At 69.4% G+C, this 22313-nt stretch carries 19 protein-coding genes; 6 read left to right on the top strand and 13 right to left on the bottom strand.

What is annotated here, in order from left to right:
* Positions 1-60 precede the first annotated feature (60 nt).
* Positions 61-1545, top strand: coding sequence for a carbohydrate porin (locus J2126_RS04455; protein WP_209484345.1), 1485 nt, complete (start codon positions 61-63; stop codon positions 1543-1545).
* 66 nt (positions 1546-1611) lie between these two features.
* Here the strand turns inward: J2126_RS04455 and J2126_RS04450 are convergent, their stop codons facing one another.
* The 7 genes from J2126_RS04450 to J2126_RS04420 all read right to left on the bottom strand — a co-directional run bounded on the left by J2126_RS04450 (position 1612) and on the right by J2126_RS04420 (position 8025).
* On the bottom strand, positions 1612-2139 hold the full coding sequence (locus J2126_RS04450; RefSeq protein WP_209484343.1) for a 4-vinyl reductase: 528 nt from the start codon (positions 2137-2139) through the stop codon (positions 1612-1614).
* Positions 2140-2321: 182 nt separating this feature from the next.
* Entirely contained in the window at positions 2322-3296 is a 975-nt protein-coding gene (locus tag J2126_RS04445) for a dipeptidase (protein WP_209484341.1), read from the bottom strand.
* Between the two features lie 39 nt (positions 3297-3335).
* Entirely contained in the window at positions 3336-4391 is a 1056-nt protein-coding gene (locus tag J2126_RS04440; protein WP_209484339.1) for an ABC transporter ATP-binding protein, read from the bottom strand.
* Between the two features lie 12 nt (positions 4392-4403).
* Positions 4404-5210, bottom strand: coding sequence for an ABC transporter permease (locus J2126_RS04435; protein ID WP_209484337.1), 807 nt, complete (start codon positions 5208-5210; stop codon positions 4404-4406).
* A 7-nt stretch (positions 5211-5217) separates the two neighbouring features.
* The gene (locus tag J2126_RS04430) at positions 5218-6144 is read right to left on the bottom strand and encodes an ABC transporter permease (RefSeq protein ID WP_245327200.1); all 927 of its coding nucleotides are present in this window, start codon (positions 6142-6144) and stop codon (positions 5218-5220) included.
* Between the two features lie 11 nt (positions 6145-6155).
* Positions 6156-7223, bottom strand: coding sequence for an ABC transporter substrate-binding protein (locus tag J2126_RS04425; RefSeq protein WP_209484335.1), 1068 nt, complete (start codon positions 7221-7223; stop codon positions 6156-6158).
* Between the two features lie 91 nt (positions 7224-7314).
* Positions 7315-8025: an isochorismatase family protein gene (locus J2126_RS04420; protein WP_209484333.1), complete on the bottom strand. Its 711-nt coding sequence runs from the start codon at positions 8023-8025 to the stop codon at positions 7315-7317.
* Between the two features lie 126 nt (positions 8026-8151).
* Between J2126_RS04420 and J2126_RS04415 the strand changes: the two genes are divergently transcribed.
* On the top strand, positions 8152-9045 hold the full coding sequence (locus J2126_RS04415; protein ID WP_209484331.1) for a LysR substrate-binding domain-containing protein: 894 nt from the start codon (positions 8152-8154) through the stop codon (positions 9043-9045).
* 231 nt (positions 9046-9276) lie between these two features.
* Here the strand turns inward: J2126_RS04415 and J2126_RS04410 are convergent, their stop codons facing one another.
* Genes J2126_RS04410 through J2126_RS04385 form a run of 6 tightly spaced genes read right to left on the bottom strand, consistent with a single transcriptional unit; the run spans position 9277 to position 16788 of the window.
* Entirely contained in the window at positions 9277-11103 is a 1827-nt protein-coding gene (locus tag J2126_RS04410) for a BatD family protein (RefSeq protein ID WP_209484329.1), read from the bottom strand.
* The gene (locus J2126_RS04405) at positions 11100-13166 is read right to left on the bottom strand and encodes a VWA domain-containing protein (RefSeq protein ID WP_209484327.1); all 2067 of its coding nucleotides are present in this window, start codon (positions 13164-13166) and stop codon (positions 11100-11102) included. The genes J2126_RS04410 and J2126_RS04405 overlap by 4 nt, the downstream gene beginning before the upstream one ends.
* Positions 13166-14218, bottom strand: a complete 1053-nt coding sequence (locus tag J2126_RS04400) for a vWA domain-containing protein (RefSeq protein ID WP_209484325.1) — start codon at positions 14216-14218, stop codon at positions 13166-13168. The genes J2126_RS04405 and J2126_RS04400 overlap by 1 nt, the downstream gene beginning before the upstream one ends.
* Positions 14215-14838, bottom strand: a complete 624-nt coding sequence (locus J2126_RS04395) for a DUF4381 domain-containing protein (protein ID WP_209484323.1) — start codon at positions 14836-14838, stop codon at positions 14215-14217. The genes J2126_RS04400 and J2126_RS04395 overlap by 4 nt, the downstream gene beginning before the upstream one ends.
* Positions 14835-15806: a DUF58 domain-containing protein gene (locus J2126_RS04390; protein WP_209484320.1), complete on the bottom strand. Its 972-nt coding sequence runs from the start codon at positions 15804-15806 to the stop codon at positions 14835-14837. The genes J2126_RS04395 and J2126_RS04390 overlap by 4 nt, the downstream gene beginning before the upstream one ends.
* A 13-nt stretch (positions 15807-15819) precedes the next feature.
* A complete protein-coding gene (locus J2126_RS04385; RefSeq protein ID WP_209489835.1) occupies positions 15820-16788 on the bottom strand; it encodes an AAA family ATPase in 969 nt (322 codons plus the stop codon).
* Between the two features lie 435 nt (positions 16789-17223).
* On the opposite strand from J2126_RS04385, the gene J2126_RS04380 reads away from it, so the two are divergent.
* Genes J2126_RS04380 through J2126_RS04365 form a run of 4 tightly spaced genes read left to right on the top strand, consistent with a single transcriptional unit; the run spans position 17224 to position 22312 of the window.
* Positions 17224-18477, top strand: a complete 1254-nt coding sequence (locus J2126_RS04380; protein WP_209484318.1) for a sarcosine oxidase subunit beta family protein — start codon at positions 17224-17226, stop codon at positions 18475-18477.
* Positions 18478-18487: 10 nt separating this feature from the next.
* Positions 18488-18775, top strand: coding sequence for a sarcosine oxidase subunit delta (locus J2126_RS04375; protein ID WP_209484316.1), 288 nt, complete (start codon positions 18488-18490; stop codon positions 18773-18775).
* Complete coding sequence (locus tag J2126_RS04370; RefSeq protein WP_209484314.1) at positions 18775-21780, top strand: sarcosine oxidase subunit alpha family protein; 3006 nt, start codon at positions 18775-18777, stop codon at positions 21778-21780. The genes J2126_RS04375 and J2126_RS04370 overlap by 1 nt, the downstream gene beginning before the upstream one ends.
* A complete protein-coding gene (locus J2126_RS04365) occupies positions 21773-22312 on the top strand; it encodes a sarcosine oxidase subunit gamma (protein ID WP_209484312.1) in 540 nt (179 codons plus the stop codon). The genes J2126_RS04370 and J2126_RS04365 overlap by 8 nt, the downstream gene beginning before the upstream one ends.
* The last annotated feature ends 1 nt before the right edge of the window (position 22313 follow it).

Raw genomic sequence — 22313 nt, 5'->3', positions numbered from 1 at the left:
AGTCGCGGTCGGGCCGCTGTTGTGCGTCTGCGCACCACCTGCCTGCTGGGGGATTTCGAGATGTTGGATACCGTGCTTCGGACCGCCGCCCTCCGTAGCCGCGGGAGCCTTCCGGGCACCCGGTCCCTTCTCGCCCGCTATCTTCTCGCCGGTGTCGCGGCTGGTGCGCTGCTCGGCGCCCCCTTGCTGAATGTGGCGCACGCCGCCGACGTCGCCACCAAGGCTCCCGCCGAACCGGCGGCCGAGGAAGAGGAGGCGGAGCCCTCCATCGCCCCGCAACTCGGCTGGCTCGGAGATTGGGGCGGCTACCGTCCCAAGCTGGAGGCGGCCGGCATCAAGGTGGGCGTGAACTATATCGGCGAGCTCTGGCGCAACGTGGACGGCGGCCTCGGCACCGGCACCGCCTACAACGGCCGCTTCCAGTTCTCGCTCGATGCCGATCTCGAAAAGCTGTTCAACTGGAAAGGCGCGACCTTCCACGTCAGCGCGCTGCAGATCCAGGGCTCGGGCTTCTCCGGCCAGTATCTCGGCAACATCATGGGCGTCAGCAATGTGGACGCCCTCTCGAGCACCCGCCTGTTCGAACTCTACATCGAGCAGACCTTCGCCGACGGCAAGTCGAGCGTTCGCTTCGGCCAGCTCTCCGCCGATTCGGAGTTCGCCATCAGCGAGAACGGCGGCCTGTTCCTGAACTCCACCTTCGGCTGGCCGGCCCTGTTCGCCGCCGATCTGCCCAGCAGCGGCCCGGCCTATCCGCTGGCGACCCCCGGCGTGCGGCTGAAGTGGGTGGCGAATGACGAATGGACCGTCATGCTCGGCCTCTTCAACGGCAATCCCGCGCCTTGCTGCGGCGACCCCCAGGAAGAGAACAAGTATGGCCTGAACTTCATCGTCGATGAGGGCGTTTTCCTGATCGGCGAAGTGGCCTACAGCTACAACAGCGCGGACAATGCCCCGTGGCTGCCCGGCACCATCAAGGTCGGCGGCTGGTACAATTCCAACTCGTTCGACGATCAGGTCTACGACATCTTCGGCGTGCCGCTCGTGAACCCGGCGTCCATCGGCCTGCCGAACCAGATCCAGGGTGACTACGCCTTCTACGCCATCATCGACCAGATGATCTGGCGGATGCCCGGCACGAAGGACAAGGGCATCAGCGTGTTCGGCCGCGTCACCGCGGCGCCCAGCGCGCAGAACCAGATCGGCTTCTACTGGGACGGTGGCGTCACCTTCAAGGGCGTGATCCCCGGTCGCGAGGACGATGCCTTCGGCGTCGCCTTCGGCAATGCGCGGGTGACGAATGCCGCCCAGCAGGCCGATTTCTACACCGGCATCTACAACGGCAGCTACTACCCCATCCGCAGCAGCGAGACCGTTCTGGAAGTGACCTATTCGGCGCAGGTGATGCCGGGATGGACCATCCAGCCCGACTTCCAGTACATCTGGAACCCGGGCGGCGGCGTGCTGAACCCGAACGATCCGTTCGGCCTGACCACCGTGAAGAATGCCGCTGTGTTCGGCGTGCGCACCACCATCAACTACTGATCGAGCCAAAGAAAAGCCGGGCGGCCGCAAGATGCGCGCCGCCCGGCTTTTTTGTGCGCGTCCGGCTCAGGGGGCCGGCGTCACCTCGAACAGGCAGTGGTCGAAGCCCTCGGCGGCGCACTGCACCTCGCGCGCCTCAAGCCGGCGCGGCGCGCCCGCCTGTTCGCACACGAATTCCAGCGCCCCGGCCAGCCACGGCGCGAACATGTAGCAGAGCTTGCGGCCCGCGCCCTTCGTCGCATCGGTGACGAAGGAGGAATGATCGAGCCGGATCGTCCCCGTCCCCGCCGCCGGATCGAGGGCGAGGATGGTGAAGCGGCCCCATCCGCGCTGAGACAGCCGCTTCATGTAATGCGCGAACACGTCGGGGCCGGTCAGGCCATAGACCTCCGCCTGCCGCTCGCACCACACGAAGGCCGAGAGCCGCCCGGCAGGCGCCAGCGCCGCGTCGAACGCCTCCGCGCCCAGCGCCGCCTCGATGGCGAAGTGGTTGTTGTTGTAGAAGTGCTGGGGCACCAGAATCATGGGCATCTTGTCCGCGAACCAGCGGCCGGTCGCCTCGTCCACGTCGATCTCGATTTCAGGCTTCGCCATCTGGGGCCTTCCCGGTGAAGTATGAGCCGTCATGCCCCGGCTTGTCCGGGGCATCCACCGTGCCGAGAGGGCGGCGCTTCGTTGCCTGCATCAGGCGGCGGCGAAGTGGATCCCCCGGACGAGTCGGGGGATGACAGCCTTTCAAGGCATTGCTGCGAGCAAAGTCAAAGGGCGACTTCCTCTCACTTCCCCCACACATCCTTGAGCAACTGCAGCCAGTTTCCACCCATCACCTTCTCGATGCGCGCGGTGGACCAGCCGCGCTTTTCCATCGCCGCGGTGAGGTTGGGGAAGTCGCCGATCACACGGAAGCCTTCCGGATTGATGACCTCCCCGAAGTCGGTGAGCTTGCGGCCGGTGCCCTTGTCGTGAGTGATCCAGTCGAAGAAGGGCTTGCCGTAGCCCTGGGTGAAGTCGGTGCCGACGCCCACCATGTCCTCGCCGGCAATGTCGATCACGTATTCCATCGCCTCCACATAATCGGCGACGGTGGAGGCCGGCCCCTTCTTCAGGAAGGGCGGGAACATGGTCACGCCGATGAAGCCGCCCTTGTCGGCGATGAAGCGCAGCTGCTCGTCGGTCTTGTTGCGCGGATGGGCCTTGAGGCCGGCCGGCAGGCAGTGGGAATAGGCGACGCGCTGCTTCGAGGCGAGGATGGTGTCTTCCGACGTCTTCGGGCCAACGTGGGAGAGATCGCACAGGATGCCGAGGCGGTTCATCTCCGCCACCACGTCGCGGCCGAAATCGGAGAGGCCGCTGTCGCGGCTCTCGTAGCAGCCGGAGCCCACCCAGTTCTGGGTATTGTAGGTCATCTGGATGATGCGCACGCCGAGCTCGTGAAACAGCTCGAGATATTCGAGGTGATCTTCGATGGCGGTGGTGTTCTGCCAGCCGAGGATGATACCGGTCTTGCCCTCTTCCTTCGCCTTCAGGATGTCTTGGGTGGTGTAGACCTGAGAGATCAGGTCCGCATTGGCCGCGAAATCCTTCTTCCACTTGGCGATGTTGCGCATCGTCTCGGTGAAGTTGTCCCAGATGGAGCAGGTGCAGTTGGCGGCGGTGAGGCCGCCCTTGCGCATGTCCTCGAACACCGGGCGGGAGAAGTCGGAGATGATGAGCCCGTCGATGACGATGAGCTTGTCGTGAAGGTCGGACACCGGGTTTACCCCTTTATTGGAAACGGATTTCGGGAAGGCTCAGGCTGCCACGAGCGTGCCGGCGTCGGGATGCCAGGAGACGCGGACTGGCTGGCCGGGCTGGAGCGGGGCGGGGCCGCCCACGGCGGGCGAGGGGCGGCGGGCGATGAGGACGATGCCGGAGGCGGTGGCGACGCGATAGTCGATGACGAGGCCGCGATAGGTGGCAAGCTCCACCACGGCTGGAAGGGCGTTATGGTTGTCCTCCGTGCCGTCGAGAATCAGCCGCTCCGGCCGCACCGCGAGGGAAAGATCGCCGGAGACGCCCACCGGATCGACGCGTACCTCCTCCCCGCTCGCCAGCCGGAAGCGGCCGACGCCGACAAGCTCGCCGGGCAGAAGGTTCGTCACGCCCATGAACTCGGCGGCGAAGCGTGAGGCGGGGCGGCCGAAGAGATCGTCCGGCGCGCCCTGCTGCTCGATCCTGCCGTTGCGCATGAGCACCACGCGGTCGGCCACCGACAGCGCCTCGTCCTGGTCGTGGGTGACGAAGATGGTGGTGATGCCGAGCTGCTGCTGCAGGGTGCGGATCTCGGTCTTCATCTCGTGGCGCAACTGGGCGTCGAGGTTGGAGAGCGGCTCGTCCAGCAGCAGCACGTCCGGCTCGATGACGAGCGCGCGGGCCAACGCCACGCGCTGCTGCTGGCCGCCGGAGAGCTGCTTGGGCAGGCGCTCGGCGAGGTGGGAGAGCTTCACCCGGTCCAGCGCCGTCTTCACCTTCGCCGCGATTTCGGCCTTGGGAAGCTTGCGCATCTCCAGACCGAAGGCGACGTTCTCGGCGACGCTCATGTGCGGGAACAGCGCATAGTTCTGGAAGCCGAAGCCCATGTTGCGCTTGTTCGGCGGCAGGTGGGTGAGGTCGCGGCCCCCCACGAGAATTCGCCCCTCGGTGACGGGGATGAAGCCGCCCACCATGCGCAGCGTCGTGGTCTTGCCGCAGCCCGAGGGGCCGAGCAGCGCCACCAGCTCGCCCTCGCCGATGGTGAGGGATACGTGGTCCACGGCGGTCATGGCGTCGTAGCGCTTGACGATGGATTGCAGCACGACATCGGACATGTGGCTCGCTCCTCAGAAGGCGCGGGAGAGGCGGGCGTAGCGGTCCGATACGAGGAGCAGCACGCCGATGATGAGGATCTGCACGGTGGCCACCGCCGCCACCGTCGAATCCAGATTCCATTCGAGATAGGAAACGAGCGCGATCTGCAGCGTGGAGCGCCCCGGCCCCACGAGGAAGATCGACTTCTCCAGATCGATGAAGGAGATGACGAAGGAGAACAATGCCGCCGCCACGATGCCCGGCTTGATGATGGGCAGCGTCACGCGGAAGAAGGTGGTGAGGCGCCCCGCCCCCAAAGACTGCGCCGCTTCTTCGTAGGACGGGCTCATCCCCACCAGCGAGGCGGTGACGAGGCGCACCGTCCACGGCAGCGCGATGAGGCCGTGGGCGACGAACAGGCCCGGCAGGGTACCGGAGATGTCCACGTCCAGCAGGATTTCCAGCTCGATGAAGGCCATGAACAGCGCGGCACCGCCGACGATGCCCGGCACCACCATGGGCGAGAGGAGCAGGGTCTGGATGGCGTCGCGGCCGGGGAAGCGGTAGCGCACCAGCGCGAGGCTGGCCGGCACGCCGAGCACCAGCGAGAGGGCGACCGCCACCAGTGCCGTCTCCACGCTGGTGATGAAGCCGTTGCGGAAGGCGTCGAGCTCCCACGCCCGGGCGTACCAGTCGAGCGTGTAGCCGGTGGCCGGGAAGGAGAGGATGCGGTTGGCGAAGAAGCTGACCCAGATCACCGCGCCCAGCGGCAGCACCACGAAGGCGAGCACGAGGGCGGTGATGGCGGCATAGATGCGGTTGACGGCGAGAAGTCCCATCGGTGCCTCACTCGCTCCAGCGCCGGTAGCGGCGCTGCACCAGGACGTTGGCGGTGGTGGTGAGCACGAGCGTCACCGCCATCAGCACGAAGGCGAGCGCCGCGCCGAACGGCCAGTTCATGGCCTTGGCCACCTGCTGGTAGACGGTGGGCGCCATCATGTGAAACGTCGGGCCGCCGATGAGCACCGGCGTCGCATAGGCATTCATGGAGAGGATGAAGCAGAGCATCGTCCCCGCCAGGATGCCGGGCAGAGCGAGCGGCAGGACCACGCGCCACAGTACGGTGAGATGCGAGGCGCCGAGCGACTGGGCGGCGGATTCAAGATTGGCGTCGATGCCCTCGATGACGCTCTGGAGCGTCACGATCATGAAGGGCAGCAGCACCGAGACGAGGCCGATGACGACGGCGGTTGGCGTGTACATCAGCTTCACCGGCGACAGGCCGACGGTCTCGATCACCGCGTTGAACAGCCCCTTGTCGCCGAGGATGACCATCCACGCCGCCGTGCGCACCGCATTGCCCATGAGCAGCGGCAGCACGATGAGCAGGAGGAGCCGGCCCTTCCACTTGTCGCTCGCCTGCCGCACGAGAAAGTAGGCGACCGGGAAGCCCGCCACCAGGCAGAGGAGGGTGGAGAGGGCGGAGATCCACAGGGTGGTGCCGAGCACCTCCTGATAGAAGCTGTCGGCGAAGAAGCGGGCGTAATTGTCCAGCGTCAGCGCCTCCACCATCATCTGACCCGGCACGAACCGGTTCAGTGAATAGCGGAACATCAGCGCCAAAGGCCCCATCAGCGCCAGCAGCACGAAGATCGTGGCTGGTGCCGTGAGGCCATAGGCGGGGGCGAGGCGCCGCCCCTCCCGCCCGCGTGGGGCGGGCGGGGATGCCGTCGCCGCCGGCGCGGTGGCGCCGGAGCTTGCGGAGGAGGTCATGGGAGCCTCGCTCAGCGGGCGATGTTCTTGTTCCACCACTCCAGCCATTCCGCCGTATTCTTGGCCACGTGCGCGTAATCGGGGAACTTCAGCGCGGCGGCCTCGGCGGCGGTGAAGTCCACCTTCGCCTTGAGTTCGGGGGACAGCTCCGCCTTGCCGTTGGCCGGTGCGTAGAAGCTCGCGCCGGCAAGGCCGGCCATGGCCTTCGGGTCCAGCATGGCGTTGAAATAGATCAAGGACAACTCGGGGCTCGGCGCCTTCTTCGGCAGCGCCGCGCCGAACATCACCGCGATGGCGCCTTCGGACGGGTAGCCGATGGCGAGGGGCGCGCCGTCATTGGCCCATTGCAGGCCGCGCGCCTTGTAGTTCACCGCAATGTCCACTTCGCCATTGACGAGGCCCGCGCCGAGCTGCTGGTGGGCGGCGTAGATGCGCGGCTGGGTCAGTTCCTTCAACTCGATGAGGCGCGCCTTGCCCTCCTCGGTATTGGTGACGCTGCCGCCCTTAATCAGGCCGGCCATCATGATGTAGTTGAAATAAAGCTGGTTGGTGAGGCCGATCTTCCCGGCCCATTTCTTGTCCCACAGCTCGGCATAGGACTTGGGCGGGTTCGGCACCTTGTCCTTGTTGTAGATGATGGTCACGCCGCTGTAGAGCCACGGCACGAAGAAGGGCTTGGACTTCAGCGCCGGCACCACGTTCGCGTAATTGGGGACCTTGGAGAAGTCGATGTTCTCGATCACCTCCTGCCCGTAAAGCTCGACGCTGTCGCCCTCGTTGATGTGGATGACGTCGATGGTGCCGCGACGCAGGCGCTTCTCGGCGATCAGCTTCGCCTTGCGCTCGGGCTCCATGCCGAGGTCGCGGACGATCTTGATGCCCTGGCTCTCCACGAGCGGGGCTTCCACGAACTTGATGGTGCGTTCGTTCCAGTCGCCGCCCCAGTTGGAGACGACGAGGGTCTTGTCCTGCGCGCGGGCAAGGCCGGGCAAAGAGAGAGCGGCGGCGCCCGCGCCGAGGCCGGCGAGGATCGCACGGCGGGAGGGCGCGCCGGTGAGCTGGTCGATGAGCTTGGTCATGTTCGCCTCTGGATTATGATTTGAAGTCGAACGCGTAAAACCGGCGGCGCTGGGGGCGCCACCGGCAGGTGTCTTCAGATGTGTTCCGGCCTCACGCCGCCGCCTTGGACTTGCCGCCCACCTCGTCGAGATAGGCGATGCAGCGCTCCAGCGGCTCCACGTCGGCGAACTTGGCGTCGATGTCGAACAGGTTCCACGCCACCGCGCCGGGCACGCGATCACCGATGCATTCCTTCACCGCGATGGTGCGGAAGCCCTCGGCGAGGCCATCGCACAGCGTGGTGCGCACGCAGGCCGAGGCGGTGACGCCCGTGACGAGGATGGTGTCCACATTGTTGGCGCGCAGGAAGCCGGCGAGATAGGTGCCATGGAAGGCGGAGGCCCGCTTCTTGACGAGCACCTGCTCGCCCGTCACCGGCTCGATACGGCTGTCGATGGCCCACAGCTCGGGCTTGGCCTGGTCCACCACCTCGATCGGGATCTTGTGGTGCCACAGGCCCATGTCGGTGGCGGCCTTGGTCTCGTCCGTCACCTGATAGCAGGTGGTGACATGGACGACTGGATGGCCGTTGCGCCGGCAGGCGGCGAGCAGCGCCTGCACGCCGGGGATGATCTGGTCGTCGATCTTCTCGCAGGTGAAGGGATTGCCCGGGCGGGTCCACGCATTGGCGAGGTCCACATTGATAAGCGCCGGCCGCCGGCCGAAGCCGACCCGCCGCTGGAAGCCGTTGCGCTTGTAAAGCTCGGTTGCCTGCTCGAAGGCGCGCGTCAGCGCTGCGTCGAGGTCTTCCTCGAAGGCCATGTCCTTGATCCCTGATGGTTTTGTGCCCGTTGCCACCGAGCTCGCAGGGACAAGATTGGGGGAGGTCAGCCGGCTTGGGAAATTCTAATTTCGTCGCTATTGATATCCTGTGTGGTATCAATAGCGATGCGCTTCGATCTCCGCCACATCCGCTGCTTCGTCATCCTCGCCGAGGAACTGCATTTCGGCCGTGCCGCTCAGCGTGCCCACATGACCCAGCCGGGCATGAGCCGTCTCATCCGAGATCTGGAGCAGGACGTCGGCGTGCCCCTGTTCGCCCGCACCACGCGCACCGTGGTGCTCACCGAAGCCGGCAAGGCCTTCCTCGCGGAAAGCCGCGAGGCGCTGGCGCGTCTGGAGCGCGCTGTCACCAGCGCACGGCGCACGGCCGGCGGTGAGGTCGGCGTGCTGCGCATCGGCTACATGGATTTCGCCATCAACGGCCGGCTGCCGGAATTTCTCAACGCCTTCAGTCGCTACCGGCCGGAAATCCGGCTGGAGCTGTTGTTCACGCCGACGCTCAAGCAGCAGGAGGCCCTTTATGCCGACCGCATCGACATCGGCTTCATGATCGGTCCGTTCGAGGAGGCGGGCATGGAGAGCTACGCCTTCGACGATCATCGCTATGTGGCGCTGCTCCCCATCACCCATCCACTCTCCAATGTGCGGGTGCTGCGCCTCGCCGACCTTGCCGACCAGCCATTCGTGCTCGGGTCGGGCGAGAACTGGGGCGCCTTCCGCACCGCCTTCTTCGCCGTCTGTCACCGCGCCGGCTTCAGCCCCCGCATCGTGCAGGAGGCGTCGTCCTCCGAAGGCATCTTCGGGCTGGTGGCGGCGGGGGCGGGGGTGTCGGTCTATGCGAGCTGCGTGCGGAATGTACAGCGGCGCGGCATCGTCATCCGCGATCTCGACGACGTGGCCGACAAGCTCATCACCTGCGCCGCCTGGGCCACCCCGGTGCGCGCACCGGCCGTGACCGTCTTCACCGACTACATGCGGCGGGTGTGGGGTGGAAGTTGAGCGGTGCTTCGCTCGGGCGCCGCAGTGGTTTTGGCGCTGCCTTCGCTCAGGCGCCGCGCGGGCTTTATGGGTGGGTGCTTCGCTCAAACGCCGCGCGTGGTTTTGGCGTTGCCTTCGCTCAGGCGCCGCGCGGGCTTTATGGGTGGGTGCTTCGCTCAAACGCCGCGCGTGGCTTTGGCGCTGCCTTCGCTCAAACGCCGCGCGGGCTTAAGGGGGGCGCAGACCGCGCCCTCAGCGCGCCTTGGGATAGAGCGGGGCGAGGGTGCGGGCGGCGCGGGTTTTGGGTGGGGTGTGCGCGGCCTTGCGCTCCGCGGCGAAGGCGGTCCGGAAGCCGGCACCGTCCCACGTATCCCGCTCGCCAGCATAGAGGTGACGGCTGATTTCGTGCAGCGCCGCCGCCATGGCCGGTGTTCGGGCCGAGGCGGTGCCCGCATGGCCCGGCCCTGACGCGCGGTTCCAGTCGAGATAGGCGCGATAGGCGGCGGCGGCCTTGCCGGCCTTGCAGGCGGCCTCCACCGCGACGGCAGCGGTCTTCTCGTCGGGGAGGGATAGACGCGGCCGGCGCACGGCGGGGCGCGTGGGCGCGGGGCGGCCGGGGCGCGCGGGAAGGCCGGCGACGGGCCGTTCCGGCGGCGGGGAGGCGATGCGCGCCTTCCGGGCGGCGCGCCGGCCGGAGAACAGCAGGAAGCCGGCGATCATCACCACCACGAGCGCGATGGCGGCCATGTCGCGCAGGGGCAGCGGCGCGGCCTCGGCGGCCGGGTCCGCCTGCGGCCGGGGGGCGTCCTTCGCTGTCGCCGGAGGCGGAGCGAGGCCGGCGGGATCGGCCGCTCCGGTCACCTGCAGCGTCACCGCCGGCAACTGGGCCATCTCGGCGCGGTTGGTCACGACGTTCCACCACGGGATGGTCACCGCCGGCAGGGTGATCGTTCCGGCGCGGGTGGGCACGACGCTGACGCGGACCTCCGCCACGGCGCCGGGGGCGCCGCCCACGGGTGCGGCCTCGGGGCGCTCCTCGTCGGCATACTGACGCACGCCGTCCGTCTCCACCGGCTTCAGCGGCGGCAATTGGGCGGGGCTGGCGCCCTGAACCTCCAGCCGCAGCGTGCGGGTGAGGGCGACCCCCACCTTCGCCTTGGCCGGCGGACTGCTCCAGGTCTCCTTGAGGCGCACCGCGCGGGCCGGCAGGAACCAGCCGGTGACGCCCGCCGGCCGTGGCTGGACTGTCACCTCCACGGGATTGGAGAACACCGTGACCTTGCGCCCCGCATCGAAATTGCCGCCGAGCCACGGCATGGCAGGCCGCCCCATCGCCCGGGCCTGCTCCTGCGCGCCGGGCGGCGAGGTGGGGATGGTGGCGCGCAGGGCGACGGACGGGATCTGGATGGTGCCGGTGCGCTGCGGCCGCATGATGTAGCGCAGCTCCACCACGCGGAAGCGCCGCCGATCGAATACGCGCGCGTAGCTCTTCGGCTCACCCTCCTGCGAGAAGGTGGCGCCGTCCGCCGTGGGCGGATCGCCGGTCGCCCCGAGGGTCCCGACCCGGTCGTACATGCGCACGACGATGGGAATCTCGCTCTGGAGGAAGAAGGGCGGCGTTCCCAGCACGTCGACGGAGAGGGAGATCGGCCCGTCGTCCGGCGGCTCGGGGATGGCGGCGGCCGAGACGTTCATCTCGATGGGCGCGCTCGTCTCCGCGCCGAGGGTGAGGGGCGGGATGACGAGCCGGCCGGCGCGCTTGGGCGCCAGCAGCAGCACCCACTCGTTCACCTCCGCCATGCGGCCGCCGATAAGCTCCATGCGGCTGCGCTTGCCGCGGTCGAGGATCTCGAAATCCTTGTTGAGGGGCGCGACGTTGGGCGGTTCGAGGCTGTCCCGGCCGATGACGCTGAGCACCAGCTCGAAGGTGTCGCCCTGGTCGGCCGGCGGCTTCTCCACCGTGGCCTTGAAGCCGGCGGCGCCCGCGGCCGTCGCCCACAGCGCGAGGGCGAGGACCGCGATGGACGCGCGGGCGCGCGCCGGCGGGAGCAACAACGAGCGGAAGGCGGCGCCGGTCATCGCGCATCCTCCTCGGACAGAGTCACCGGGCGGCCGGTGTACTGGGCGCGGATGCGCGCGCGCAGCAGCCCGCCGGGGTCGTCCGGCACCTGCCGCAGCGCCTGCTCGCGGCTCTGGTCGTCGTCGCTGATGGACACCTGCGGCGGCGCGCCGGGCGGCGGCTTGGGCGGCGTCGGCTGGGCCACCTGCGACGGCGCGGTGGGTGGTGCCGCGAATTCCGCGTTGGGATCGGGCTTGGCGTCCGTCTCGCCGTCCTTGTCGTCCGGCATGGGCGGGGGCGGCGCCTTGGGCGTCACCGGAGCGGCGGGCACGTCGCCGGCCATCATCTCCGGCGACTGCGGAGGCTGTTGCGCGGGCTGCTGCGGTGGTTCCTGAAGCGGCGGCTGGGCGGGCGGCGGGGCGTCGGGCGGCGCCTGCCGGGCCTGCTCCTTCGAAGGAGGCGATTGCGAGGGCGGCGATTGCGGGGGCTGCTGCTGCGCCAGCTCGGGTGGGCGGCGCGGCGGCAGGGGCGCGGGCGGCGGCGGGGAACCGCCGGGCTGGGGCGTGTTCTGCGCGTCCTGCGGCTTGTCCCCGCCGGGCTTCTGGTCCTGCTTCTGGTCCGATTTGGGGTCGGGCTTGGCGTCCTTGTTCGGGTCCTTCTTCTGATCCTGCCCGCCGCCACCGCCACCGGCCTGGTTCTGCTTCTCGTCCTGCTTCTTCTTGTCTTCCTCTTGCTTCTTTCTGGCGTCGATCAGCTTCTGCACGAGGTCGCGGTTGAACTTGGCGTCGGCATCGTCGGGGGTGGCGGCCAGCGCCTTGTCGTAGGCGGCCACAGCCTCCTCCAGCTGTCCGGCGCGGGCGAGCGCGTTGCCGCGATTGTAGTCGCTGCCCGGCAGGCGGGAGAGGGCGGCCGCGGCGCCGGAATAATCGCCGGCCTTGTAGAGGGCATTGGCCTTCCAGGCGGGATCGTCGAACTTCTGCGCGGCGGCGGCGTAGTCGCCCCGCGCGAAGTCGGCCGCGCCCTGCTGGTCCGGGCGCCACCACAGGTCGGCCCAGCTCTGCGGCAGGGATTGCGGGATCGTCTGCGCCTGCGCGCCATCGGGCGTCGCGAGGCCGCCGAGGGCGGCGACGGCGAGAACGGCGATCCAGCCCCGGCGGAAGGCGAGGGGGGCGAGCAGCACAGCGAGCAGCAGCACGAACGGCCCCATGTCCGCCCACACGTCGGCGGTGAAGCCCTCGCTGTCGGTGACGGCGCCGTTCGATGCGGCGACGGGGGGCAAAGCGGCGGCGATGTCGCGGTCATCGGCGGTGAGCGGCGTGAAGGTCCCCTGACCGGCCGTGGCGATGGCGGTCAGCGCCGCCGTGTCCACCGCCGGCGCGCCGTTGGCGCCCTCCGCGCCGACGCCGATGACATTGACCTTGTAGCCCTCCGCCGCCGCCGTCCTGGCGGCGACCTGCGTCTTGCCTGGCTCCTCGCCCGGCCCGTCGGTCACGAGCAGGATGCGGCCGCTCGCGGCGCCCGCGCCCCTGAGCAGATCGACGGCCATGGCGATGGCGTCCTGCGGGCGGTTCGCATTGCCGCGCATGAGGCGGGTGGAGAGGTCCGGCAGCATCTGCGCCACCACCTGCGCATCCTGCGTCAGCGGCGCGGCGGCGAACGGGATGTCGGAATAGAGCACCAGCGCCACCTCGCTACCGCGCATGCGCTGGAGCACGTCGGCGATCTTGTAGCGGGCGGCGATGAGGCGGGAGGGGCTGGCATCGGGCGCGTTCATGCTCGGCGACAGGCTGAGCGCGATCACCAGCGGGTCGAGCCGCCCCGTCACCGGCTGCGGCAGCTTCTGCCAGGTGGGGCCGGCCATGGCGAACACGGCGGCGACCCAGCCGGCGAACAGCAGCACGGCCGGCCATTGCCCGCTTGCGCGCCGGCCGGGAAGGGCGAGATGGGCGAGAAGATGGGGATCGACCTCGCGCGCCCAGTCATTGCTGCCCGCGCGCAGCCGCCGATGCAGCAGGGCCGCGAGGAGCGCCGCCGGCAGCAGCGCCAGGAGCCATTCGGGGCGTAGGAAATGGAAGCTCGCCATCAGCGCGCCTCCGCGACGGGCAGGGCCTGGGCATCGGCGTCCGGAGCCGCCTGCGGCGCAGGCACGGCGCCTCGGGCCGGCAGGCGCAGCATGAGAGCGGCGGCGAACAGGAAGCTCGCGATCAACGCCGCGCCGAGGGGCCAGAAGAACAGGGTGAGCGCCGGCCGCACATATTGCGGATCGCCGGCCACCGGCTCCAGCTTGTCGATCTCGGCATAGATGCCGGCGAGGCCCTGCTGGTCGCGGGCACGGAAATACTTGCCGCCGGTTAGGCCTGAGATGGCCCTGAGCGTGCCCTCGTCGAGATCGGAGGAGGGGTTGAGAGCGCCGAAGGGCACGAACTCACCCGTGTCGGAGCCGACGCCGATGGTGTGGATGCGCAGATTTTCCTTGGCGGCGATGGCCGCCGCCTGGAGCGGATCGAGCACGCCTGAGGTGTTGGCGCCATCGGTGAGCAGCACCACCACCCGTTCCTTCTCCGGCCCGTCGCGCAGGGTCTTCACCGCAAGGCCGATGGCGTCGCCGATGGAGGTGTTGTTGCCGGTCATGCCGATGGTGGCCTCGGCCAGCAGCGCGCGCACCGCACGGCGGTCGAGGGTGAGGGGTGCCTGCACATAGGCGCGGGTGCTGAAGAGAATGAGGCCCACCCGGTCGCCGGCCCGGCGGGCGATGAAGTCGTCGGCCACCTGCTTCACCACCTGGAGGCGGTCCATGGGCCGGGCGAGGGAGAGGTCGCGCTGCGCCATGGAGGCGGACAGATCGATGACCAGCATGATCTCGCGCCCCTCCACCGGCACCTCCACCGGTCGGCCCACATAGACGGGCTGGGCGGCGGCGATGACGAGGAGCGTCCAGATGAAGGCGAGAACCGCGAGCCGCGTCAGGCGCCACGCCGGGCGGCCGGGCGTCACCAGTCCGGCGCGGGCGAGCTCGGCGAAGAAGGGCAGGCGTAGCGCGCCGGCCTTCTGCTCGCGGGCGCGCGGCACCAGCATGCGGGCGAGGAGGGGGGCCGGCAGCAGCGCCAGCATCCAGGGCCAGGCGAGCGTGATCATCGGCGCGCCCGGATGTGGCGCCGCACGGCGTCGGCGAGGGTGGCCGGGGTGATGCTGCCGGCCGCCACCTGCTCCGCAGTCTCAGGCGGCATGTAGGGCGCGCGGGCGAGGAAGGCCGCCTCGCGTGGGGCGAACGGCGCGCGGCCGGTGACCAGAAGGCGCGCCCAGGCTTCGCCGGTGAGCGTCGCCTTCGCCTCCCCGGACTCCGCACGCACCAGCCGGCGCAGCACATCGGAGGCGGCGACGGCGACGGCGTGGGTGTTGTCGGGCTCGGCCCGGCCGACCTCGGCATCGAACATCTTCAGGGCCTTGTAGGCGAGCGTCTGCCGCCAGCGCCATTCGCGCACGGCGAGAATGGCGAGCACCAGCACCACCAGCCCGGCCAGCATGTACCAGCCCGGTGCCAGCGGGAAGATCGGAACATCCGGTGGCAGATGGATGTCGCGCAGCGCCGCCAGCGGGTCTTCCGCCGAGCCCGGCGCGGGCGGAGGCGGGGGCGTGTTCAGGAAGTCCGGCGTCTGGAAATTCGGCGGTGTCGCCGTGCCGGGCGGGGGAATGAGTGTGGGGCCGGTGGCGGCGGGCGGCACCGTTGTCGCGGGCGCGGGGGCGGGGCTGGTCATCGCGCCCCCGCCCGTGCGGTTCCGGTCGCCCCCGCCCGCGCGGTGATCGCGGCCTGCCGCATCCGCTCGGGATTGAGGACCTCCGCCGGATCGCAGCCGGTCTCAAGGTCCATCAAGGTGAGGCCGCGCTCGCGGCAGAGCCGCTCCAGCGCGCCGCGCCGCTCGGCGAACCGGCGGGCATAGCCCTCGCGCAGCGATGTGCGGGTGCCGTCCAGCCGGGCGACCGCCGCACCGTCGGTGACGGGGAAGACGCCGCCCGACGGCATCTGCGTCTCCAGCCGGTCATAGACGAAGAGGCAGGTGACGTGCCCGTCCAGCGCGATGCGGCCGAGCTCGCGGGCGGCGTGCTCGTCGAGGTCGGCGAAGTCGGAAACGAGGAAGATCAGCGTGCCGGGCTTCACCAGCGGCCGCAGGCGGGCCAGCGCCTCGCCCAATGTCGGCTCGGCGCCGGGCGGGCCGAGGCGTTCGGCGGTGGCGTCGGCGATGGCGCGCACGAACGCGAGGATACGCCGGCGAGTGCGCTCGGCGCGCAGCGCGATGATGCCGGAGGGCGCCAGCACCAGCCCGCCCACCCGGTCGCCGCCGCCGATGCCGATCCAGGCCAGCACCGCCGCCGCCTTGGCCGCCAGCACGGACTTGAAGCAGTCGCGCGTGCCGAAGCGCATGGAGGCGCGCGCATCCACCAGCACCAGCACCGGGCGCTCGCGCTCCTCCTGGAACAGCTTGGTGTGCGGCTTCCCGGTGCGGGCCGTCACCCGCCAGTCGATGGTGCGCACATCATCGCCGGGGTGGTAGACGCGCACCTCGTCGAACTCCATGCCGCGGCCGCGGAAGGAGGAGCTGTGGCCCCCATAGAGCTGGCTGCTGACGCGCTTGCCGCCCGAAAAGCCGCCCTGGACGCGCGGACGCGCCGCTACGAGATCGGCGAGGCGGGCAACGACGCCCCGGAGCGGATCGCGCTCGGCCATGGAGTGTGTCGCCTCAGCCCACCGGTACCCGGGCCAGCAGCAGGTCGATGAAGTCGTCGCTGGTCACGCCGTCGGCCTCGGCCTCGAAGGTCATGAGCACGCGGTGGCGCAAGACCGCCTTGGCGATGGCCTGCACGTCCTCGGGGATCACGTAGTCGCGCTTGCGCCGCCACGCATGGGCGCGGGCGCAGCGGTCGAGGGCGATGGTGCCGCGCGGGCTGGCGCCGAAGCCGACGAGGCCCTGGAGATCCGCGCCGTAAAGCTCGGGACGGCGCGTCGCCTGCACCAACTGGAGCAGATACTCCTCCACCTGCTCCGCCATGTGGACGGCCAGCACCTCGCGCCGGGCGGCGAAGACCACCTCCTGCGGCAGCGGCTGGCCGAAGTCGGGCGCCTCGCCCCGCGCCTCGCCGCGCACGAGGCGCAGGATCTCGCGCTCGGCGTCGATGTCCGGGAAATCGATGCGCACATGCAGCAGGAAGCGGTCGAGCTGCGCCTCGGGCAGGGGATAGGTGCCTTCCTGCTCGATGGGGTTCTGGGTCGCCATCACCATGAACAGCGGCGGCAGGCGGCGGGTGGTGCGCCCCACCGTCACCTGACGCTCGGCCATGGCCTCCAGCAGCGCCGACTGCACCTTGGCGGGGGCGCGGTTGATCTCGTCGGCGAGGATGAAGTTGTGGAACACCGGCCCTTCCTGGAACTGGAAGCTGCCGTCTTCAGGGCGGTAGATGTCGGTGCCGGTAAGGTCGGAGGGCAGAAGGTCCGGCGTGAACTGGATGCGCTGGTCGGTGAGGTCGATGGCATGGGCCAGCGCCTTGATGGCCTTGGTCTTGGCAAGGCCGGGCGCGCCTTCCACCAGCAGGTGGCCGTCCGCCAGAACGGCGATCAGCAGCAGCTCGACGAAGGCCGGCTGCCCGAGGATGCAGGCATTCATGTAGACGGAGAGGTCGTCGAAGGCGCGGGCGAGCCCGGCGCGGTCCATCACCGGCTGGCGCGCGCGGGCGGCGGAGACAGACGCGGGCGGCTCCCGGCGGGCGGCATCGAGGAAGGACGCATCTCGGCTCGTGCTCATCTCTTGCTCGCGCTCGACTCTCAGGTTCGGCCACGGGCAGGGCCGTGACAGGTGCTCGCGCTCCATCCGGCATCGGTGCAGGGGATCGCCTCGTCGGCTCCTTATAGCGCCGCGGCTTCCGCGTCACACCTTATCTTGCGTTCATTTTTCAGGCATGGCGCCACCTTATGGCCGGCCGCGCCGGAGCCGGAGGAGCAGACGTCGCCGTGGCAAACAGTGCGGAAGAGCGAGCGGCGTGTCGTCTTTGTTCCAGATCACTGTCGCATTCCCACGAGAGCGTGACCCCGGCCGGGCGCATTGTCGCGGGCGAACAGGGATCACCCCGGATACCCACCAGGGACACCGATGCGCCGCTTCTCGCTACCCACCCTCCTCGCCGAGGCGCTGAACGCCCATCAGGGCTGGAGCCGCCAGTGGCGCAACCCGGCGCCCAAGCCGGCCTATGATGCCCTCATCATCGGCGGGGGCAGCCACGGGCTCGGCGCCGCCTATTACCTCGCCAAGGAGCATGGCCTCCGCAACATCGCGGTGCTGGAGAAGGGCTGGATCGGCGGCGGCAATTCCGGCCGCAATACCACCATCATCCGCTCCAACTACCTGTTCGACGAGAGCGCCGCTCTCTACGAGCACGCGGTGAAGCTCTGGGAAGGGCTGTCGCAGGAGCTGAACTACAACGTCATGTTCTCCCAGCGCGGCGTTCTGATGCTGGCCCATAACCAGCACGACGTGCAGAGCTTCAAGCGCCACGTCTATGCCAACCGCCTCAACGGCATCGACAATGAGTGGCTGACGCGGGAGGAGGCGAAGGACTTCTGCCCGCCGCTCAATATCTCTCCTGACATCCGCTATCCGGTGCTCGGCGCGGCCCTTCAGCGGCGCGGCGGCACGGCGCGGCATGATGCGGTGGTGTGGGGCTATGCCCGTGGCGCGGACGCGCTCGGTGTCGACATCATCCAGAATTGCGAGGTCACAGCCATCAATCGCGGGCCGGACGGGGCGGTGACCGGGGTGGAGACCACGCGCGGGCCGATCGGGGCGAAGAAGATCGGCGTCTCGGCGGCGGGGCATACCTCCATGGTCATGGCCATGGCCGGGGTGCGGATGCCGCTGGAGAGCTTCCCGCTGCAGGCGCTGGTCTCCGAGCCGGTGAAGCCGTGCTTTCCCTGCGTGCTGATGTCCAACGCGGTGCACGCCTACATCTCCCAGTCCGACAAGGGCGAACTCGTCATCGGCGCGGGCACGGACCAGTACGTTTCCTACAGCCAGCAGGGCGGTCTCCACATCACCACCCACACGCTGGATGCCATCTGCGAGCTGTTCCCCGAGTTCACGCGCATGAAGATGCTGCGCAACTGGGGCGGCATCGTCGACGTGACGCCGGACCGCTCGCCCATCATCGGCAAGACGCCGGTGAAGGGCCTCTATGTGAATTGCGGCTGGGGCACGGGCGGGTTCAAGGCGACGCCGGGCTCGGCCCATGTGTTCGCTTATACCATCGCCCGCGACGAGCCCCACCCCATCAACGCCCCCTTCACCCTCGACCGCTTCCGCACCGGCCGCCTCATCGACGAGGCGGCGGCGGCGGCGGTGGCGCATTGAGGCTGCTCACATGCTCCTAGTACCCTGTCCCTATTGCGGGCCGCGCCCCGAGGTGGAATTCCGCTGCGGCGGCGAGGCGCACATCGCCCGTCCCGCCGATCCCGCCGCCCTCGATGACGCCGCCTGGGCCGAATACCTCTTCGCCCGCACCAGCCCCAAGGGCGTCCACGCCGAGCGCTGGCTGCACGCCCACGGCTGCGGCCGCTGGTTCAATGCCTTGCGCAACACGGTGAGCGACGCCTTCATCACCACCTACGAGATGGGCCAGCCGCGTCCCGACATCGGGGGAGGCCGCTGATGGCGCAGGAATACCGCCTTCCCGGCCGCGGCCGCATCGACCGCGCAAAGCCCGTCGCCTTCACCTTCAACGGTCGCACCGTCGAAGGCTATCGGGGCGACACGCTCGCCTCGGCGCTGCTGGCCAACGGCATCAGGCTGGTGGGCCGCTCGTTCAAATATCACCGCCCGCGCGGGGTGCTGACCCATGGCGCGGACGAGCCCAACGCCCTCTTCCGCGTGGATCGCGGCCCCGGCCGAGCCGATCCCAACAACCGGGCGACGGTGGTGGAGGCGGTCGCGGGGCTCAAGGTGTCCTCGCAGAACCATTGGCCGTCGCTGGAGCACGACATCGGGCAGGTGAACGATCTCGTCGCGCCGGTGCTGACGGCCGGCTTCTACTACAAGACCTTCATGTGGCCGCGCTCCTTCTGGGACAAGCTCTATGAGCCCGCCATCCGCGCCGCCGCCGGCCTCGGCGTCGCGCCGGACGTGCCGGACGCCGACCGCTACGTCCATCGCAATGCCCATTGCGACGTGCTGGTCGTCGGTGCCGGCCCGGCCGGCCTCGCCGCGGCGCTGGCGGCGTCGGAGACGGGAAAGCGCGTGATCCTCGCCGACGAGCAGGCGGAGATGGGCGGCGGCCTGCTGGCCGATGCCACCTCCACCATCGATGGCAAGAGCCCGTCGGCCTTCGTGGCGGATGCGCTGGCGACGCTGGTGGGACGGGAGAACGTCACGCTTCTCAACCGCACCACGGCCTTCGGCTATTACAATCACAACCACGTGGTCCTCACCGAGCGCGTGACCGACCATCTCGCCGCGCCGGATCCCAAGCTGCCGCGCGAGCGGCTGTGGCAGGTGCGGGCGAAGGAGGTGGTGCTCGCCACCGGCGCCCACGAGCGCCCGCTTGCCTTCGCCGACAACGACCGGCCGGGCATCCTGCTGGCCGAGAGCGTGCGCACCTATGTGAACCGCTACGCCGTCGCGCCGGGCCGCCGCATCGTCTTCGCAACCAACGGCGCCTCCGCCTATCGCGCCGCGGCCGATGCCAAGGCGGTGGGGCTGGACGTGACGATCGTGGACCTGCGCCCCGAGGCGGAGATCGGCCCCGAGCGGGGGCTCGCCTCCGGCATCGAGATCCTTGCCGGGCATACGGTGGTCGGCTCCACCGGCGGCAAGGCGGTGACGGGGCTCATCGTGGCACCGCTGTCGGGCGGGCGCGTCGGCGCGCGTCGGACGCTGCCGTGTGATTGCGTGGGCATGTCCGGCGGCTGGACGCCGGCCGTGCATCTCTTCTCCCAGTCGCGCGGCAAGCTCACCTTCCGCACCGAGATCGACGCCTTCGTGCCGAGCACATCCGTGCAGGCGGAGCGCTCGGCCGGCGCGTCCAAGGGCACCTATGACCTTGCCGCCATCCTCGCCGAGGGGTGGGCGGCCGGCGCGGACGCGGCCGGCGTGCCTTCCGCCCGCGCCTTCGCGGCGGCGCCCGCCACGCCCACCGGCTTCAGGCCCGCGCGGGTGCTGCCCACCGATGCGAACCCCAAGAAGGTGCGCGCCTTCCTCGACTTCCAGAACGACGTGACCGCCAAGGACATCGGCCTTGCGGTGCGCGAGGGGTTCGAGAGCGTCGAGCATGTGAAGCGCTACACCACCAACGGCATGGCCACCGACCAGGGCAAGACCTCCAACATGGCCGCCCTCGGCCTTGTTTCGGAGATCCTGGCGAAGGACATCCCGCAGGTGGGCACCACCACCTTCCGCCCGCCCTACACGCCCGTCACCTTCGGCGCCATCGTCGGCACGGCGCGGGGCGAGACCTTCGACCCCATCCGCATCGCGCCGCTGCACGACTGGGCGGTGGAGCAGGGCGCGAAGTTCGAGAACGTCGCCTTGTGGCGCCGCGCCTGGTACTTCCCCAAGGCGGGGGAAGACATGCACGCGGCGGTAGCGCGCGAATGCCGCGCGGTGCGCAATGGCGTCGGCCTGCTCGATGCCTCGACGCTCGGCAAGATCGAGGTGGTGGGGCCGGATGCGGCCGAATTCATGAACCGCATCTATCCCAACGCCTGGACGAAGCTCGAACCCGGCAAGTGCCGCTACGGCCTGATGCTGAAGGAAGACGGCTTCATCCTCGACGACGGCATCGTCGCCCGCATGGCCCCCGACCGCTTCCACGTCACCACCTCCACCGGCGGCGCGCCCCGCGTGCTGGCGCACATGGAGGATTATCTTCAGACGGAATGGCCGGACCTCGACGTCTTCCTCACCTCCATCACCGAGGAGTGGGGCGTCATCGCCGTGCAGGGGCCGCGGGCGCGGGACGTGCTGGCGCCCTTCGTGACCGGCATCGATCTCTCAGGGGAGGCCTTCCCCCACATGGCGGTGCGCGAGGGGGAGATCCTCGGCGTGCCGACACGGCTCATGCGCGTGTCCTTCACCGGCGAGCTCGGCTTCGAGATCAATGTGCCGGCGGACTATACGCGGGCCGTGTGGGAGGCGCTGTTCGCCTACGGCGAGCGCTTCGGAATCACCGCCTATGGCACCGAGACGATGCATGTGCTGCGCGCCGAGCGCGGCTTCATCATCGTCGGGCAGGAGACGGACGGCACCGTGACGGCGGACGACCTCGGCCTCGGCGGCATGGTCTCCAAGGTGAAGAAGGATTTCGTCGGCAAGCGCTCGCTGGCCCGGCCGGACATGGCGCGGGCGGATCGCAAGCAACTGGTCGGCCTTCTCTCCGTGGACGGCCGCACGGTCTTGGATGAAGGGGCGCAGATCGTCGCCGACACCGCCCAGCCCGTTCCGATGAAGATGCTGGGGCACGTCACGTCGTCCTATTTCAGCCCGACCGTCGGGAACCCGATCGCCCTCGCGCTCGTTTCTGCGGGCAGAACACGACTGGGCGAAACGCTTCACGCGACAACCCCCGGCGGCTTCACGCCGGTGAAAGTGGTGGCGCCCGTCTTCTTCGATGCAGAAGGCATTCGCGTGAACGGCAGCATCGAAGGTTCGACCCATGCGTGAGTCCCCCGTTACGGCCTTTCGCGCCCCCGTCCTTCCCCCTGTCTCCACCGGCTTCGTGCGCGCGCTCCCGTCCGCCGACCGCTTCGCATTGCGCCTCAAGGGCGAGCGGGTGGTCGCCGGCGGCTTCGACCTTACCGGGCCGCTCAACAGCGTGCGCGGCACGCCCGAGCGCTTCGCTGCCCGGATCGGGCCGGACGAATGGCTGCTCGCCTGTCCGGCGGGCGAGGGGAGGGCGGCGGAAGCGGCCCTCGACGCCGATCTCGCCGGGCGCTTCTTCTCGCTGGTGGCGGTGGGGCACCGGAATGCGGCGATCGCCGTTTGCGGCCCGCATGCGGCGGAGATCCTGAACGCCGGCATCGCGCTCGACCTCTCCGCCACCGCTTTCCCACCCGGTTCGGCCACCCGCACGCTGTTGGGAAAGGCCGAGGTGGTGGTGGTGCGCACCGGCGACGACTTGCGGGTGGAGTGCTGGCGCTCCTTCGCGCCCTATGTCCACGCCTTCCTTCAGGAGGCGGCGCGGGAATTCGGCTGAG

Origin of the sequence: Xanthobacter flavus (genome assembly GCF_017875275.1) — a bacterium.
Classification (GTDB): Bacteria; Pseudomonadota; Alphaproteobacteria; order Rhizobiales; family Xanthobacteraceae; genus Xanthobacter; species Xanthobacter flavus_A.
This window is presented reverse-complemented; position numbering and strand designations above follow the sequence as displayed.